The organism is Streptomyces achromogenes, from assembly GCF_030816715.1.
Classification (GTDB): Bacteria; Actinomycetota; Actinomycetes; order Streptomycetales; family Streptomycetaceae; genus Streptomyces; species Streptomyces achromogenes_A.
The window spans coordinates 9,006,883-9,021,556 of sequence record NZ_JAUSYH010000001.1 but is presented as its reverse complement, the minus strand read 5'-3'; the positions used below and the strand labels follow the sequence as shown (position 1 = coordinate 9,021,556).

The following is a 14,674-nucleotide window of genomic DNA, read 5'->3' as shown; positions in this document are numbered from 1 at the left end:
GTCAGCCACCATGACCGACTACGACACCTACGGCACCAGCACACACACCGCGAGTGAACTGGTCCGCCTCGTCACCGGCCACCTCGATGTGGTCTTCACCGAGCGCGAAAGTGACTACCGGGGCGTCTACCACCTCGCCCAGGGCACTTACGGACGCATCGAGATCCAGCCGAACGCCATCCCCGGCGATGACGGCCAGGACGACCCCTACGCCCCGGAACACTCGTCGGTACGGGTCCTTTTGCTCACCGACACGCCGGCCCCAGAGCCCACCCTGCACACCCGCCTGGGCACCATCCAAGGTCTCATGCACCTTGGCCGCGAATCATGGTGAGCCGCTGCTGATCCACAACTCTTGCCAATCACTCGGTTGAGACACCTGGGTGGGCGAAAATCTCAGTTGATCTGGACCCTGGCCTGGCCTATGAATACTGGCTGTCGTCTCAGTTGATCTGTTCTGCTTCCGGCGTTTCGAATTGGACTGGTGGAAGGGCCTGCGAGAATGACTATGCATGATGACCAGGTGGACCTGACCACCGACATCGTTGCGACCTTGATCCAAGAACAGTTCCCTCAGTGGAGCGGCAAGCCGATCCGACCCCTGGCGTCGACCGGGACGGTCCACGCCATCTTCCGCATCGGGAACGACCTCTCCGCGCGTTTGCCACTGCGTCTAGTCGATGCCGCCGAGGCGCTAGCTGTTCTGGAGCTGGAAGCCCAGGCGAGCGCGGAGCTGGCACAGGTGTCTCGGTTCCCCGCCCCGGAACCGGTCGCCTTGGGAAAGCCTGGAGCGGGTTACCCCATGCCGTGGTCGGTCCAGACATGGCTGCCGGGAACGGTCGCCTTTGATGCCGACCCAAGTGGGTCGGACGCTTTTGCCGAGGACCTTGCGGCCTTCATCGCCGCCCTGAGGGACGCCGAGACGCGGGGGCGGCTTTTCAGCGGTGAAAACCGTGGCGGCGTTCTCACCGACCACGACGATTGGATGGCGAAGTGCTTCGAGGAGAGTGAGGGGCTGCTCGACGTGCCCCGGCTGCGCCAGGTGTGGAGCCACTTTCGGGAGTTGCCGCGCACGGGTGCCGACGTGATGAGCCATGGTGACTTGATTCCCGGCAATGTACTGGTCGCGGGAGACCGGCTCAGCGGCGTACTCGACACCGGCGGCTTCGGCCCGGCCGACCCCGCGCTGGATCTGGTCGGTGCCTGGCACCTGTTGCAGCCAGACCCGCGGGAAGTGCTCCGACGGACACTGGCCTGTGACGATCTGGAGTGGGAGCGCGGCAAGGCATGGGCATTCGAACAGGCGATGGGTGTTGTCTGGTACTACGCCGAGAGCAATCCGACGATGAGCAGCATGGGGCGCCGGACACTCGACCGCATTCTGGAGTCGATGGAGTGATGTCGCCCCGGTCGTAGGCCGTATCGCTTGCCGCCCTCACCGACAGCAGCACCAACGGGAACAGATGCGAAGGCATATGAGGCTGCAGGCCAGTTGCGAGCAGGCCCTGGTGCATCCGCCGTCGTTCGTAGCGGATGCGGAGCCGCTTGAACTGGTGCAGCCAGGCGAAGGCGCGCTCGACGACCCAGCGCACCCGCGGGCGACCCCGCGTCGGGCGATCATCGGCTTGATGCCGCGCTTCCACAGCAGACGGCGGTACTTGTCGAAGTCGTAGCCCCGATCGGCATACAGACGCTGGGGCTTGCGGCGCGGGCGTCCTCGCAGGCCCCGAATAGCTGGGACAGCGTCCAGCAGCGGCAGCAACTGGGTGAGGTCATGTCGGTTCCCGCTGGTGAGCGTGACAGCTAGCAGAATGCCGTGGTGGTCGACGATCAGTTGGCGGTTGGAGCCGCGACGGGCACGGTCGACGGGCGAGGGGCTGACGTGATCCCCCCTTTCAGGGCCCGGACATGCGACCCGTCCACGGCGCAGTCGTCCAGGTCCAGAAGGTCAGCGCGGCGCAGTTCGGCCAGCAGGGCGGCATGCAGACGGGGCCAGACGCCGGCCTCGGTCCAGTCCCGCAGCCGGCGCCAGGCCGTCACCCCGGAGCAGCCCACGGTCTCGGCCGGAACATCGCGCCAAGCGACACCAGTCCGCAGCACGTACAGGACGCCCGCGAGGGCCGCCCGGTCCGGAACCCGAAGTCGACCCGGGTAGCGACGGCGCCGTTCGGGAGCAGACGGCAACAGCGGAGCCACCCGCTCCCACAGGTCATCCGGAACAAGATCAGCACGCACTCGGAACACCCTGCCGATCTAGGGTCCGTCTTCAAAGATCATCATGTGATGGATCATGGTGGGGTGATACGCCGCCATGAACTCACCGATCAGGAGTGGGAGTTACTCGCTCCACTCATACCGCGGGCCGCGACAGGTCGTCCGCGGGTGTCGGACCGGCAGGTCATCAACGGGATGGTCTACAAGATCCGGACCGGGATCTCCTGGCGTGACCTGCCGGAACGCTATGGGCCGTGGCAGACGGTCTACACCCGCTTCCGCCGCTACGCCCTGGACGGCGTGTTCACCCGGGCTCTCCAACAGATCCAAGCGTGCGCTGACGCGGCCGGCGACATCGACTGGCTCGTCCAGATCGACTCCACCATCGTCCGGGCCCACCAGCACGCCGCCGCCACCGGCCCAAAAGGGGGATCCACAGCCCGGACGAACCGGACGATCACGCCCTCGGCCGGTCCCGAGGCGGACTGACCACCAAAATCCACCTCGCCTGCGACGGCCGCGGCCGTCCCCTCGCCGTTCTGCTGACCCCAGGCCAACGCCACGACAGCATCTGCGCACGCCCCCTCCTGGAACGCATCCGCGTACCGCGAACCGGCCAGGGCCGGCCCCGCTGCAGACCCGACCAGATCGTCGCCGACAAGGCCTACAGTTCCCGCGGCTTCCGCGCCTACCTGCGCAAACGCGGCATCACGTGCACCATCCCGGAGAAGAACGACCAGCGGCGACACCGCCACAACCGCGGCCGTCACGGAGGCAGGCCACCGGCATTCGACCGGCAGATCTACCGCCGACGCAACGTCGTCGAACGCTGCTTCAACCAGCTCAAAAGCTTCCGTGGCATCGCCACCAGATACGACAAGACCGCCACCTCCTACGAAGCAGCGGTCAGTCTCGCGTCATTCCTGCTCTGGGCAAGATCCGTTTGAAGACGGACCCTAGATCACCGAGCACAAGACCCACAGCTCAACTCATTCTGAAACGATCAGTTAGCCCGCTCGCGCTGGGCCAGCGAGTGCCTTTTCGGATCGAACTCCGGCCGCGGCGTGGTCTCTTGCCGAATCCGAAGACGTCGACCTGGCCTGGCAGGTGTTCCTCCGAAGGTCGACATCGAGCACTTCTTCAGAATGATCAAGCAGACCCTCGGCTGGACCGCCCCGAAACTGCGCGATCCCTAGGGCGGCGGACAACTGGACCTGGCTGATCATCGCCGCCTACACCCAACTCCGCCTCGCCCGTCCCCCTGGCCATCGACCTTCGACGCCCATGGGAAAGGCCCGTCCCCGCGAACAGACTCACCCCGGCCCGGGTCCGCCGAGGGTTCCGCCACCTGCACGTCAAAATCTCAACGCCGGCCGGAGTGCCGAAACCCTCCAGGCCGGGCCCCGGACGCCCACCTGGCTGCAAGAACCGCCGCCCAGCTGAACGCTACGACGTGGACCTGCTCCTGGTCACCAGCGCACTTCACCGCCGACCGACCCACCACAAGGTCGGCACCAAACCCCGCCGCACTGGATAAACGGCAAGTTGACCTGCCCCGCCCCACCGTGTGCGGCCCGGCGCGGCGGCGGAGCCGACGCGGGACACCAGCTGCCGCGCCCGTTGGCTGGCCGCTGCTCAGCGGCACGGGTCGGATGCTGCGGGGTTCCTTCGAGCACTTCCGTCTGCCCTGCCCACATGGTCGCGCCGGTTGGCCGTTGATCCGTACCCATAGCGGGTAGACGGGGCGGCATGGCTGAAGTAGTAGAGGCTGGACTGTGGGGGTTGGTGGCGGGCTCAGCGCTGCTGCTCGGTGCCGCGCTGGGGTACGGGCTACGAGTACCGCAGAAGGTGATCGCGACCGTGATGGCCTTCGGGGCCGGGGTGCTGATCTCGGCGGTCTCCTTCGAGCTGGTCGGGGAGGCGTACGAGCAGGCGGGACTTGCTCCCGCGGCCATCGGGACCCTCATCGGCGCCATCGCTTACACCGGAGGCAACGTGTGGCTGGCCCGCCGGGGCGCCCGGCACCGCAAGCGTTCCGGTCACGAGCGGGCGGAGGCGCAACCCTCGGAGGCCGAGCAGGGCGGATCCGGGACGGCGCTCGCGCTCGGCGCCCTGCTCGACGGGGTGCCGGAGTCCGCGGTCATCGGCGTCAGCCTGCTCGACGGCGGTGCGGTCAGTCTGGTGACGGTGGCTGCGGTGTTCATCAGCAACGTCCCCGAGGGGCTGTCCAGTTCGGCCGGGATGAAGAAGGCCGGCCGCGGCCGGGGCTACGTCTTCGGTGTCTGGGCGGCGATCGCCGCGGCCAGCACGGTGTCCGCCGTCCTCGGTTACACGGTGGTCGGTTCCTTCTCTCCCGCTGTGATCGCAGCGGTGACCGCTGTGGCGGCCGGGGCGATCCTCGCGATGATCGCCGACACAATGATTCCCGAAGCCTTCGATGACGCCCACCTGGCCATCGGGCTGATCACGGTGAGCGGCTTCCTCGTCTCCTTCGCCCTCTCCCACACCTGACCGTTTGGGGTTGGAAGCGGGTGGACTGTGTGTGGCAGGTGGTGCACGAGTCTCGTCCGAGGCTCTGGCCGCCAGGGCGTCGGCGGGGCCCCGGGACAATCTGCCACGACAGCACCGGGGCCCCGCACGGTGCGGGGGGGTCCTGATAACGACCTTGCAGCTCTGTGGGTGAACCGCCGTTGACGGAGGTCAGGACTTCGATCGGCCCCGTAGCCCGCGTCTGGACCGAGACGGCGTGTGAGGCGGAGTTGTCGTGTGCGTCCGGTGCCGTTTGCCCACGTCGGTTGCCGTGAAGGTGCCCACCAGGGTGCATCTGTCGTCGCTGGTACGGCACTTGCTGTTCCATGGAGTGGACGGGTTGGGCGACAGGGGCGGTTCGACGTCATGGCGGGGCTGCCTGACGGGCGGTGCGGCGAGCGTGGGCGGAACCGGGCCGTGAACGCGATCTGATGGTGCAGGCCGGCAAGGCGGCGCTGGCCGCCTGTATGGCGTGGGCGGTGGCAGGCTGGTGGTTGCAGGCTCCGATGGCGTTCGTCGCTCCGTGGGTGGCGGTCGTGCTGGTGGAGCCGACGGTGTACCGGCTCTGGACGAGCTCCACCGGCAGCTGCCCGGCACTGTGCAGGACGATCCGGATGCACTGGCGACGCACGGCGCGCTGCGGGCCCAGGCCGCCGCCTGGCCGATCAGCTCGTTCCCGATTGACACCTCCGGGGGCGGCACCGGCGCGGGTGGCGCCTCGCCTCCGTCGGCCGGACGGAGGCGTCTGGTGTTCACAGCCAGCCGTTGCGGCGGAAGGTCCGGTGCAGCAGGGCGCAGGCGCCGGCCATCACGGCGACGGCGAGGGGGTATCCGTAGGTCCAGCTCAGTTCCGGCATGTGGGCGAAGTTCATGCCGTAGATCCCGGCGACGAGGGTCGGGGTGGCCAGGATCGCAGCCCAGGCGGAGATGCGGCGCATGTCGTCGTTCTGCCAGGTCCCCACCCGTGCAAGGTGGGCGTCGAGGGCGGAGTTGAGCAACTCGTCCAGGGAGCGCACCTCGGTGTCGGTGCGGTGCGTGTGGTCGGCGACGTCGCGGAAGTACGGCAGCAGTTCCTCGGGCCATCCGGCGTGGGGGCTGGCGAAGTCCTGCACGACCGGGACCAGAGGCTGGACGGCGTCGCGGAATTGCAGGACCTCGCGTTTGAGCGAGTAGATCGGCTCGGTGAAGTCTTCGCGCTCGGGGGAGAACACGCGCCGCTCCAGCGCGGTCAGGTCGGTGCGGACCTGGAGGGCAGCCTCGGTGTAGGAGTCGACCACCGTGTCCAGGACGGCGTGCAGCACGGCGACCGGCCCGAACCGCAGCATCTGCGGATCCTCACCAAGCCGTCGGGCTGCTTCGCCGGTGGGGTCGGCCGGGCCATGACGGACAGTCAGGGCGAAACGCGGGCCGGTGAAGACCATCACCTCGCCGGTCTCCACCTCGCAGCCGTCCTTGACATACCACAGCGTCTTCAGCGCCACCGCGAGCACGTCGCCGTACCGCTCCCGCTTGGGCCGCTGGTGCGCCTCCCCGGCATCCTCGACGGCCAGCGGATGCAGGCCCAGAGGGCCCGCCAGTTCTTGCAGATCGCCTGGGCCGGGATCGTCCAGATGCACCCAGCAGAACTCGTCTTCCCCCGCCCGCTTCAGACTGTCCAGCACCGCCGCACGGCCCTTGTCGCCCTGTCGGCAGTCCACCTGCTCCGGCTCGCCCGCTGACTCACGGTAGATGACACACCTCATCCTTCACGCATGCACCGCTGCGGCGAATGCATGCCTGCCGTCTATCGACAGCCAGCCGCCAGGCATGCCGTCCACACATGGCCGCCACACCGCGCGACCAGGCTTTCCGTTCGGCCGAGCAGGGCTACCCGAACGGAAGGAGCCGTCCATCACGAGGAGCTGTCGTGGTCTTCGCCGTCTTCCTGCTGCCCCCCGGGGCTGCTGTGCCTGGTGATGGCGTTGGGACGCTGTGAGGAGTGGCTGCTCAGGCAGCCGGCACCCCCGCGGCCCGCGCGGCATGTCAGGACCAAACGCCACCTGTCCCTCGTCCCGCGCCCGGGTTCAAGGCGGAGTCGGCCGGCAACGACTGTGGGCACCGGCGTGCCGCCGACGCTGCCTGACCAGGTGCGGCAGCCACCGCCGGTCACCGAGCCTCTCGACGGGCGGGCGTCACCATGGTGAAGACCGGCGCCTCACCCGGGAACCAGCCCGTCAGGCTGCCCGCCTCCGATAGCGCATGATCAGCCGCTCGCAGGTGCCGTCGGGGCGCACCAGGACGGGGGGACGGGTGTCCGGCGCTGCTGTAAGTGAGAGCCGTGTGGCGGGTTCGACGCGATGTGAGCGGCCCCTGCCACCATCTGCTGGTGTCAGTGGGGCGTGGTGTCGTCGGGGTGACGTGGATAGAGCGACCACAGCCGGTTCCATTGCCGGCTGAGGAGTTCTTCAGCCTCACGCAGCGCGTGGTTGGAGGCGGAGTCCAGTAGCGCAGGGTGGAGTTCGCTGATCCGGTCGTCTTCGGCGGGGCCGGTTTCGTGTCGGGGGGCACTGTTGGCGCTGGGGCGGGAGCTCACCCACCACCGGGCCAGCAACACTGCTGCGGTGACGGCCGCGGCGGTGAGAGCGGCCAATGAGCGGTGTGCGGTCACGGTTTCCTCTCACCGTCGCGGGCCAGATGCGGGGGCTACGTCCGGCGGTGCGCGGCACCCGGGAGGGGGTGCCCGCCGACAGGTGGATCAGCCGGGCCAGGTTCCGGTCAGGCGGCGGGTGCCGGCGGCTCCTGCCCGGTCGACGGCGGCCTTGACCCCGGCGAAGACCGCGCCCTGCAGGATTGCGGCACGCAGGACCTCATGCCAGGTGCGGTCCTCGTCGGTGGCGTCCGGGGCGTCCTCGTGATGGCCGAGCTTCTTCCCCATCTGCTTGAACAGCCCGCCGGCCAGCACACCCGCTGAGCGCGCCGCGCCAGACCGACCGGCTTTTAGGCGATTCTCGATGCCTTCACGGCTCCCTCCTGCCACGGCGGCGCAGCAGCAGCCACGTGGCCACCGCCACGCCGCCGGCCACGATCAGCACGGTGCGGTTGTCGCGGGCGGCCTCGGCGCCCTGATGGGCCTTGGCGCGGACCGGTTCGGGTGTCTTGTCCTGCCACACCCGACCGACCTGCCCGGCCTTGGCCTTCACCTGCTCGGCGGCCGCGGTGGCCTTGTCCTTGACCGGGTCGGGCAGCTTGTCCTGCATCAGGTGCGCAGCCTCGGCAGCCTTCACCTTGACCTGCCCGGCCAGCTCCGCGGCCTTGGCGCCCGCCTGCTCCGTCAACACGCCCGCCTGTTCCTTCAGTGCGGTCGCCTTCTCCTGCGCGCGGGCCTTGACGTCCGTCTTGGCTGCCAGGCTCTCGACCGTCTCCCCCAGCTCCTGGCGGGTCTGCTCGACCTGCTCGCGCAACTGCTCGGTGCTGGAGGCGGTGGGCTCGTCGGGGGGCGACTGGGTCATCGCTTTGCACTCTCCTTGATCTCGGCCACATCGGCCTTGACGCTGTCGATGGTCTGCTGCGGCGCTGGCGGTGCCGCCTGGCTGACCTCCTTCTTGCCCGTCAGGGCCAGCACGGCGGTGATCACACCGAGAACGGCGGTGACGACCAGGGCTGCGGCCCACACCGGGAGCGGAACAGCCAGCGCCGCGATGGCGGTGGCGACCAGGGCCTGCAGCGTCAGGAAGCCGACAAGACCGGCCCCGCCGAACAGGCCCCCGCCCTTGCCGTACCGCTTGCCCTTCTCCTTCATCTCCGCCTGCGCCAGCCGCATCTCCCCGCGCACCAGCTCCGTCAGCTGCTGGGAGGCCCGCTGGACCAGATCGCCCACCGGCTCCTGCGAGCCGCTCGGGACGCGGTGGGAATCCTGCGTACTCATGATGGATTGCCGCCTTTCTCAGCTGCCGGTAGTAGTCCTTGCCCTGGACGGAGGCGTCGGCCCGTGTGCCGTGGACCGAGGCATGGCAGTGCCACGGGTACCCGGGAGCGGACATAACCATCCAGGGGACCTGCGGTTTCGGTGGCTTGTGGCTGTCACAGCAGCAAGCGCCGGGCCAGTCGGGGAGCACGATGTACCAAGGTGGCCGCGGCCAGACCCGTCGCGGCGCCGACGGCGACGTCGGAGGGGTAGTGGGCGCCCGTGTGCACGCGTTCGACGGCCACCATGACGGCGGGCACCGCACACACCGCGCCCGCCCACGGCCACACCGCCGCCACTGAGGCGCTGAACGCCACGCCCGCGGCGGTGTGCCCGGACGGGAAGGACGAGGAGTCGGGGCGGTCATCGACCTCCTCGTGCGAGATCCATTCCTTCGGCGGTCGGCGCCGGTGCCATATCTGCTTGAGGACACAGTTGGAGGCGACTTCTGCCACGGCCATGCTCGCCAGACCGCTGGCCGCAGCCCTACGCCCCCGCCACCCGACGGCGGACAAGGCCACAGCGCAGCCCCACCACAGCTTGGTGTGCTCGGCCGTCTCCTCCACCGCCGGCAGAACCCGCCGTACGCAGGTCGACGGCCACGACGCCACCCACCGCGTCAAGCGGTGATCACCCTCACGAAGATCCGCCAGCACTCTCATGAGCTGCGGCTTCCCGGTCTGAGCAGCGCCTAACTCGACGACCTCGGCAACTACCTCATTCGAGGCGGCGCCGGTCTTCCTCGCTCCACGCACGGGTGTCGCGGGGCAGGACATAGGGCTCTTCGTCCTCGGGCAGACCGCCGGCGACGGCGCGCCGGCGGGCCATCTCCGCGTCGAACTCCAGGCCGAGCAGAATCGTCGGGTGGGTGGAGGCCGGCGGTGGCCACCATCGGGTCAGCGCCGCGAGTCCTTCGGTGTGGAGCCGGCCGCCTGCGCCGGCTGGTCCTCAGCAAGCGCGTCGCGCCCGCCGACGACCTGCTCAGCTACCTCACGGGCTGCGACCTCACGGACGACGAAGTGACCTTCATGGGGATCGCGCTGCTCGTCGCGGGCCACGAGACGACCGCCAACATGCCCTCCCTGGGCGTCTTCACCCTCCTCGAACTCCCGGGCCAGCTGGCCCGGTTCCTGACCGACCCCTCGCTCGCCGAGCACGCCGTGGAAAAGTTCATGCGGCACCAGACCATCATCCACGCGGGCCCCACCCGGGCCGCCCTGGAGGACGTCGAGCTGGCCGGATAGGTGATCAGGGCCGGTGAGGCGGTGACGGTGTCCCTGGTCGCCGCCAACCGCGACGCCCACCGCTTCCCCGACCCGGACACCCTCGACATCGCCAACCCGGCCGCGCAGGGGCAGTTGGGCTTCTGCTTCGGCATCCACCAGCGCACGGGCCAGCAGCTCGCGCACCTGGAGATGCAGACCGCCCTCAAGGAACTTGTTCCGGCGCTTCCCCGGCCTCCGGCTCGCGCGGCCGGCGCGGGACATCGAGATGCACGACACCATGTCCATCTACGGCGCCCACCGCCGGCCGCTCTTCCTGGGCGACGAGCAGGGGTGAACCGCCGCTGCCTCAACGGGCGGCGACGGTGACGACGAGGCCGATGATCAGCAGCGTGAGATTCAGGGCTTTGGTGAATGCGTCACCAGCCCGGGAAAAGGCCGAGGCGGGACTCGCTCCTCCTATGCGGGCCGCCAAGCCGACGACGGCCGCGAACAGGGCGGACGCCAAAAGGGCGAAGCAGATTCCGAAAAGCAGGGTGATCATCGCGGTGCTCATGGAAGACTCCTTTTCCTCGATCGGAGAAGTACTCGGCAGTCGGTCTCGCCTGAGTTCAGCAGCAACAAGGCCGCCCCGCCGGCGACCGCTCACCTCGACCCGTGCAAAAGCGCAGGTCAGATCAGATTCTGCGAGTTGTCCGGCCCGGACGGGACCGGACCGGACCGGACGGCAGGACGCGCCGGAGGGGGAGTCTCATGGCAGGTGGAAGTGTCCCGAGCGCGGAACGGCTGGCGTTCATCAAGCAGCTTCGGGATTTGCACGAAGCCGCCGGACACCCCGACCTGACAGCGGTGGCGAAAGCCGCCAGACGCGCCGACCTGACAGCGGTGGCAAAAAAGTCGGGGGGCACCGACAGCGAGAAGACTTTGAGCAGGAGTGTTATCAGCGACTGGATGAGAGCCAGCGGCCACCACCCGGGGAGTTGGAACACATTCAGTCCCGTGCTGAAAAACTTGATCAAGCGGGCGAGGGACGCAAAGGGATTTGGGCCGGAGAACGCGGCGCTGGGCGATGAGGATCAGTGGAGACGCTGGTACAAGGATGCCGTTTCCGCACGCCGCGCCCGCCCCGCGCCGGCCGGCTTCGACGCCGCGCGCAAGACGTACTTCGCCCAACTGCGGCGACGGCACGTACACCTCGCCGTCGCCGCCTCCCCGCATTCGCCGGTCCGCTCCGATCCACTCCGGTTGACCGACGTGTTCGTCGCCCCGGCCGTTCGTCCGGAGACGCCGACGCAGGGTGGGGGGCTGGGCGCACCGTCGGCCCGCCGCGCCGACGCATCGGCCTCCGACCGTTGGCCGCTGGACGACGGCCGGACCCGCCCCGTCTTCCAGGTACTGGCCCAAGAAGACGCGCGCCGGATCGTGCTGCTCGGCGATCCGGGCCACGGCAAGTCGACACTGGCTCGCTACCTCGCGCTGACGCTCGCGGACGCGATGGACAAAGATCATGAGGTGGACGCGGATCTCGCGCCGCTCGCGGGGGCGTTGCCGCTCCTGGTGGAGCTCGGCGCGTACGCCGACCCGCAGTGGCGCACCGGCACACTCCTCGACCTCGTCGACCGCCTCCACCACACCCAAGGGCCCGGACTGCCGAAGGACGTGCTGGACGCGTACCTGCGTACCGGTGGCCGCGCGGTACTGATCTTCGACGGGCTCGACGAGGTCTTCGACCCACGGCTGCGCGAGGAGGTCACCGGCGAGATCGCGGGGCTCGCGGAACGCTACCCGAGCGCCCGCCTCGTGGTGACGTCCCGGATCGTCGACTACCAGCACGCCGTACTCGAACGCGAGGGCTTTCGCGTGCATGTACTGCGGGACTTCGACAGGGCGCGGATCGACGCGTTCGTGACCCGCTGGTACCGCTCGGCCTTCCCCGAACAACCCGCCGAGGCGGCCCGTCTGCGGGAGCGGCTGCTGGCCGCCGTCGACGACACACCGGCGGCGGCTGAGCTGGCGGGCAACCCGCTGATGCTCACCCTGCTGGCCCTTCGCGGTGAACACCGGGATCTGCCGAGGGACCGGCGCGCGGTGCTCGAACAGACCGTGAGCACGTTCATCGCCCAGTGGGACCCCGGCCGGTTCGCGCGCGACAAACGGGTGGCCGAGGACGCGGGGCGCCTGCGCGCCGGCGAGCGGATGGAGCTGCTGCGCCGCGTGGCCCATCGGATGCGGACCGGGGCGGGCGGGACGGCGGGAAACCTCCTGACGGACGGGGAGTTGACCGCGGAGCTCGACGGATACCTGCGCGACAAGCTCCCACCCGATCGCTCGCCGGCGCTCACCCGCGCGATGCTGGAGGAGTTCCGCGTACGCAACGGGATCCTCAGTCACTTCGGCGGCGCGATGTACGGATTCCTCCATCGCGCGCTGCTCGAATACCTCGACGCGGCGGATCTCCACCACCGGCTCACCGTGGAGCGCAGCCTGACTGAGGACGCACTGGTTCACCAGGAGTACGGCGAGCACTGGAACGCCCCCTCCCGGCACGAACCCCTCGTCCTCACCGCGGGCATGGTCGAACCTCGGGTCGCCGGACGGATCGTCGACCACCTCCTGGCGGCGGATCCGCTGTGGTTCGTCCGCCTGTCCGGGGCGTCTTCGCGCGAGATCCCCCACCACATCGTGCTCGCCGCCCGCTGCCTCGGTGAGGTCCGCGACCCCGGCGCACTGCCTGCCCAATGCTCCGCCGTCGTCAGCGCGGTGATCGCGCTGATCGAGCACGTGGTCGCGGAACGAGCACAGGCTGGTTCGCCGGTGATGCTCGCGGTGGAACAAACCCTGCCGCCCGTGGTCGCCCGGCTCGGCACACGCTGTCCCGCTGTCCATCGGCAGTACTACGACTGGTACCTGGCGCGCGGTCAGTTCCTCAGTGTCATGCGGGAAGGGGAGAACTTCGCCTGGTTCGAGGTACCACCGGCCGCACAGGTCGGCGCCGCGCTGCTGGGCGACCACCCGGAGTTCTACGAGCACCTCTACAGCCAGGCGGTCTTCGGCCCCACGCCGGCCACCAGGGTGGAGGCCCTGCGCGCGCTCGTCCAAGAACGGCCCGATGACCCGCGACTGGCCGAACTGCTGCGCGAATGCGCTGAGACGGACCCCGATGGAGAGATGAGGGAGGGCTGGGTCCGGTTGTTCGCCCTGGCCCGTCGCACGGACCCGTCCGCCGCACGCTCGCTGCGACACTGGCTCGGCGACGACGACACCTACCTCCGCCGGGGAGCCTTGGGGGCACTCGTCAACGGCTGGCGCGACGAGCCCGAGACGTTCGACGCGATACGCCGGTACGCAGCCGATGACCCGGACCCCGAAGTCCGCCTCACCGCGGTGCGGTGCCTCGCTTCCGGTTGGCCGGGTGACCCCGACGCCGGGGCCGCCGTCCGCGAGCGGGCCGCGCACGACCGGGACCCGGACCTGCGGGCTGACCTGTTTCCCGTCCTGGTCCAGGGCTGGCCCGACGACCCGCGGACCGCGGAACTGCTGGAGGACGTCGCCGCCGGTCAGGCTGAGGAGGGGTGGCTGCGCGACGCCGCGAAGCAGGCGCTCGACCGGATGCGGCCCGGGCCCGTCCGCCCTGACGCTGCCCTCGCGTCCTACCCCGCACCGGCTGAGGATTTGCGCATCACCGCACTCGGGCCACTCGTCGTCGACCGCCGCGCCGACGCGAGGACTCCCCTGCTGCTGCGCGAGCGCGCCGAGGGACACCCGGACGCGGAAGTCCGCGTGGCCGCCGTGCGGGTCCTGGCCACGGGATGGCGCGATGATCCGCGTACGCTGTCGTGGCTGTGCGGGCTCGCCGCCTCACAGGCAAGCGAGTCGGTGCGGCAGGCCGCGCTGTGGGCCCTCGGCTCTCTGTGGCCGGGAGACCCCGAGGCCGGAGCGGTGCTGCGCCGCATCGCCGACGGCGAGGGCGAGCCGAGGACGCGCGAAATGGCTGTTCTCGCCCTTACCTCCGGATGGCGCGACGACCCGGACACCCGGCTGCTGCTGCCCAGACTCGCGGTCCGCCTGGATGCCACGTACGTACGGACGACGGCGGTACGGATGCTGGGCGCGAGCCTTCGCGACGACCCCGCGACCGAGGAACTGCTTCGTGAGCGGGCCGTGAAGGATCCCGATTCCTACGTCCGCACGGCTGCCGTCCGGGCCCTCGTCCTGGGCTTTCGTATCTCGCGGACCCGCGATCTGCTGCGTCGGCTCGCCGTCGACGACCCCGACAAGTTCCTGCGCGCTGGGGTCATCCACCTCCTGGCCGCGGGCTGGCGCGAGGAACGGGCGACCGGCGAGCTGCTGCGGGGCATCGTCGCCGACGGCACCGAGGCGACGAGCCGGCGCGCGGCGGTCGAGGCGCTGGCCGGCGGCTGGCGCCACGACCCCGCCACCGAGGTGCTGCTGCGTCAGCGGGCCGCCGACGACTCCGATTGGCGACTGCGACAGGCGGCCGTGCGGGCGCTCGCCGACCGGTGGCCCCACGACCCGGAGGTGCTGGCCCTGGCCGAACGCCTCGCCGACGACATGTGACGGCCCGTCCTGCCCATGACGGGTCTACGGGCGACCCGTCACGGCTGCTGCTCCTCATGGACCTCGAGCCGATCAGGCAGGTATTGGCTTCGTTCACGAGAATGGGCAGCAGATGTTCCCCACTTCGGGAGGCGCCACAGCACGCCGGGAATGCGAACACTGAGTGAGTCGCTTGCCGTAGTCAGAG

14 protein-coding genes and 4 pseudogenes are annotated in these 14,674 nt (G+C 69.5%); 9 read left to right on the top strand and 9 right to left on the bottom strand.

The genetic code is table 11. The annotated features are described in order from the left end of the window. The first annotated feature begins 10 nt into the window (after nucleotides 1–10). Together QF032_RS39705 and QF032_RS39700 are read left to right on the top strand one after the other, a co-directional pair. Nucleotides 11–334: a hypothetical protein gene (locus QF032_RS39705; RefSeq protein WP_307059963.1), complete on the top strand. Its 324-nt coding sequence runs from the start codon at nucleotides 11–13 to the stop codon at nucleotides 332–334. Nucleotides 335–502: 168 nt separating this feature from the next. Further along, on the top strand, nucleotides 503–1,399 hold the full coding sequence (locus QF032_RS39700) for an aminoglycoside phosphotransferase family protein (RefSeq protein ID WP_307059961.1): 897 nt from the start codon (nucleotides 503–505) through the stop codon (nucleotides 1,397–1,399). A 36-nt stretch (nucleotides 1,400–1,435) separates the two neighbouring features. Here the strand turns inward: QF032_RS39700 and QF032_RS39695 are convergent. Then, nucleotides 1,436–2,235, bottom strand: a pseudogene (locus tag QF032_RS39695) (IS5 family transposase). Between the two features lie 66 nt (nucleotides 2,236–2,301). Here QF032_RS39695 and QF032_RS39690 point away from each other — a divergent pair. From QF032_RS39690 to QF032_RS39680, 3 genes and pseudogenes are all read left to right on the top strand, one after another. Then, a protein-coding gene (locus QF032_RS39690) for an IS5 family transposase (protein WP_373430513.1) occupies nucleotides 2,302–3,161 on the top strand; the annotation gives its coding sequence in 2 pieces (ribosomal slippage) (nucleotides 2,302–2,658 and nucleotides 2,661–3,161; 858 coding nt in all). 97 nt (nucleotides 3,162–3,258) lie between these two features. Then, a pseudogene (locus tag QF032_RS39685) lies at nucleotides 3,259–3,751 on the top strand (NF041680 family putative transposase); the annotation flags it as partial. 212 nt (nucleotides 3,752–3,963) lie between these two features. Beyond that, nucleotides 3,964–4,725 carry a ZIP family metal transporter gene (locus QF032_RS39680; protein ID WP_307059959.1) on the top strand — a complete coding sequence of 254 codons (762 nt, stop codon included), beginning with the start codon at nucleotides 3,964–3,966 and terminating at the stop codon, nucleotides 4,723–4,725. A gap of 770 nt (nucleotides 4,726–5,495) precedes the next feature. Here the strand turns inward: QF032_RS39680 and QF032_RS39675 are convergent. The 6 genes and pseudogenes from QF032_RS39675 to QF032_RS39650 all read right to left on the bottom strand — a co-directional run bounded on the left by QF032_RS39675 (nucleotide 5,496) and on the right by QF032_RS39650 (nucleotide 9,147). After that, nucleotides 5,496–6,485: a magnesium and cobalt transport protein CorA gene (locus QF032_RS39675; protein ID WP_307059957.1), complete on the bottom strand. Its 990-nt coding sequence runs from the start codon at nucleotides 6,483–6,485 to the stop codon at nucleotides 5,496–5,498. Between the two features lie 626 nt (nucleotides 6,486–7,111). Then, a complete protein-coding gene (locus QF032_RS39670; RefSeq protein ID WP_307059956.1) occupies nucleotides 7,112–7,390 on the bottom strand; it encodes a hypothetical protein in 279 nt (92 codons plus the stop codon). 87 nt (nucleotides 7,391–7,477) lie between these two features. Beyond that, nucleotides 7,478–7,707: pseudogene (locus tag QF032_RS39665) on the bottom strand (DUF4235 domain-containing protein). Nucleotides 7,708–7,739: 32 nt separating this feature from the next. Continuing rightward, a complete protein-coding gene (locus QF032_RS39660; protein ID WP_307059954.1) occupies nucleotides 7,740–8,231 on the bottom strand; it encodes a DUF3618 domain-containing protein in 492 nt (163 codons plus the stop codon). Next, the gene (locus QF032_RS39655; protein ID WP_307059951.1) at nucleotides 8,228–8,647 is read right to left on the bottom strand and encodes a phage holin family protein; all 420 of its coding nucleotides are present in this window, start codon (nucleotides 8,645–8,647) and stop codon (nucleotides 8,228–8,230) included. Before QF032_RS39655 ends, QF032_RS39660 begins: the two co-directional genes overlap by 4 nt. A gap of 155 nt (nucleotides 8,648–8,802) precedes the next feature. After that, complete coding sequence (locus QF032_RS39650; RefSeq protein WP_307049660.1) at nucleotides 8,803–9,147, bottom strand: phosphatase PAP2 family protein; 345 nt, start codon at nucleotides 9,145–9,147, stop codon at nucleotides 8,803–8,805. Between QF032_RS39650 and QF032_RS39645 the strand changes: the two genes are divergently transcribed. Beyond that, nucleotides 9,146–9,316: a hypothetical protein gene (locus tag QF032_RS39645; RefSeq protein WP_307049658.1), complete on the top strand. Its 171-nt coding sequence runs from the start codon at nucleotides 9,146–9,148 to the stop codon at nucleotides 9,314–9,316. The genes QF032_RS39650 and QF032_RS39645 overlap by 2 nt on opposite strands. An 87-nt stretch (nucleotides 9,317–9,403) precedes the next feature. On the opposite strand, the pseudogene QF032_RS39640 reads toward QF032_RS39645, so the two are convergent. Then, nucleotides 9,404–9,556: pseudogene (locus QF032_RS39640) on the bottom strand (ribonuclease BN); the annotation flags it as partial. 11 nt (nucleotides 9,557–9,567) lie between these two features. Between QF032_RS39640 and QF032_RS39635 the strand changes: the two are divergent. Next, nucleotides 9,568–9,930 (top strand): hypothetical protein, encoded by a 363-nt coding sequence (locus tag QF032_RS39635; protein ID WP_307049656.1) that lies wholly within the window; start codon nucleotides 9,568–9,570, stop codon nucleotides 9,928–9,930. Next, nucleotides 9,931–10,278, top strand: a complete 348-nt coding sequence (locus QF032_RS39630; protein WP_307049654.1) for a hypothetical protein — start codon at nucleotides 9,931–9,933, stop codon at nucleotides 10,276–10,278. On the opposite strand, the gene QF032_RS39625 is transcribed toward QF032_RS39630, so the two are convergent. Then, the gene (locus QF032_RS39625) at nucleotides 10,259–10,465 is read right to left on the bottom strand and encodes a hypothetical protein (protein ID WP_307049652.1); all 207 of its coding nucleotides are present in this window, start codon (nucleotides 10,463–10,465) and stop codon (nucleotides 10,259–10,261) included. The two genes, QF032_RS39630 and QF032_RS39625, sit on opposite strands and share 20 nt — an antisense overlap. Before the next feature lie 443 nt (nucleotides 10,466–10,908). Between QF032_RS39625 and QF032_RS39620 the strand changes: the two genes are divergently transcribed. Further along, nucleotides 10,909–14,487: a HEAT repeat domain-containing protein gene (locus tag QF032_RS39620; RefSeq protein ID WP_307049650.1), complete on the top strand. Its 3,579-nt coding sequence runs from the start codon at nucleotides 10,909–10,911 to the stop codon at nucleotides 14,485–14,487. The last annotated feature ends 187 nt before the right edge of the window (nucleotides 14,488–14,674 follow it).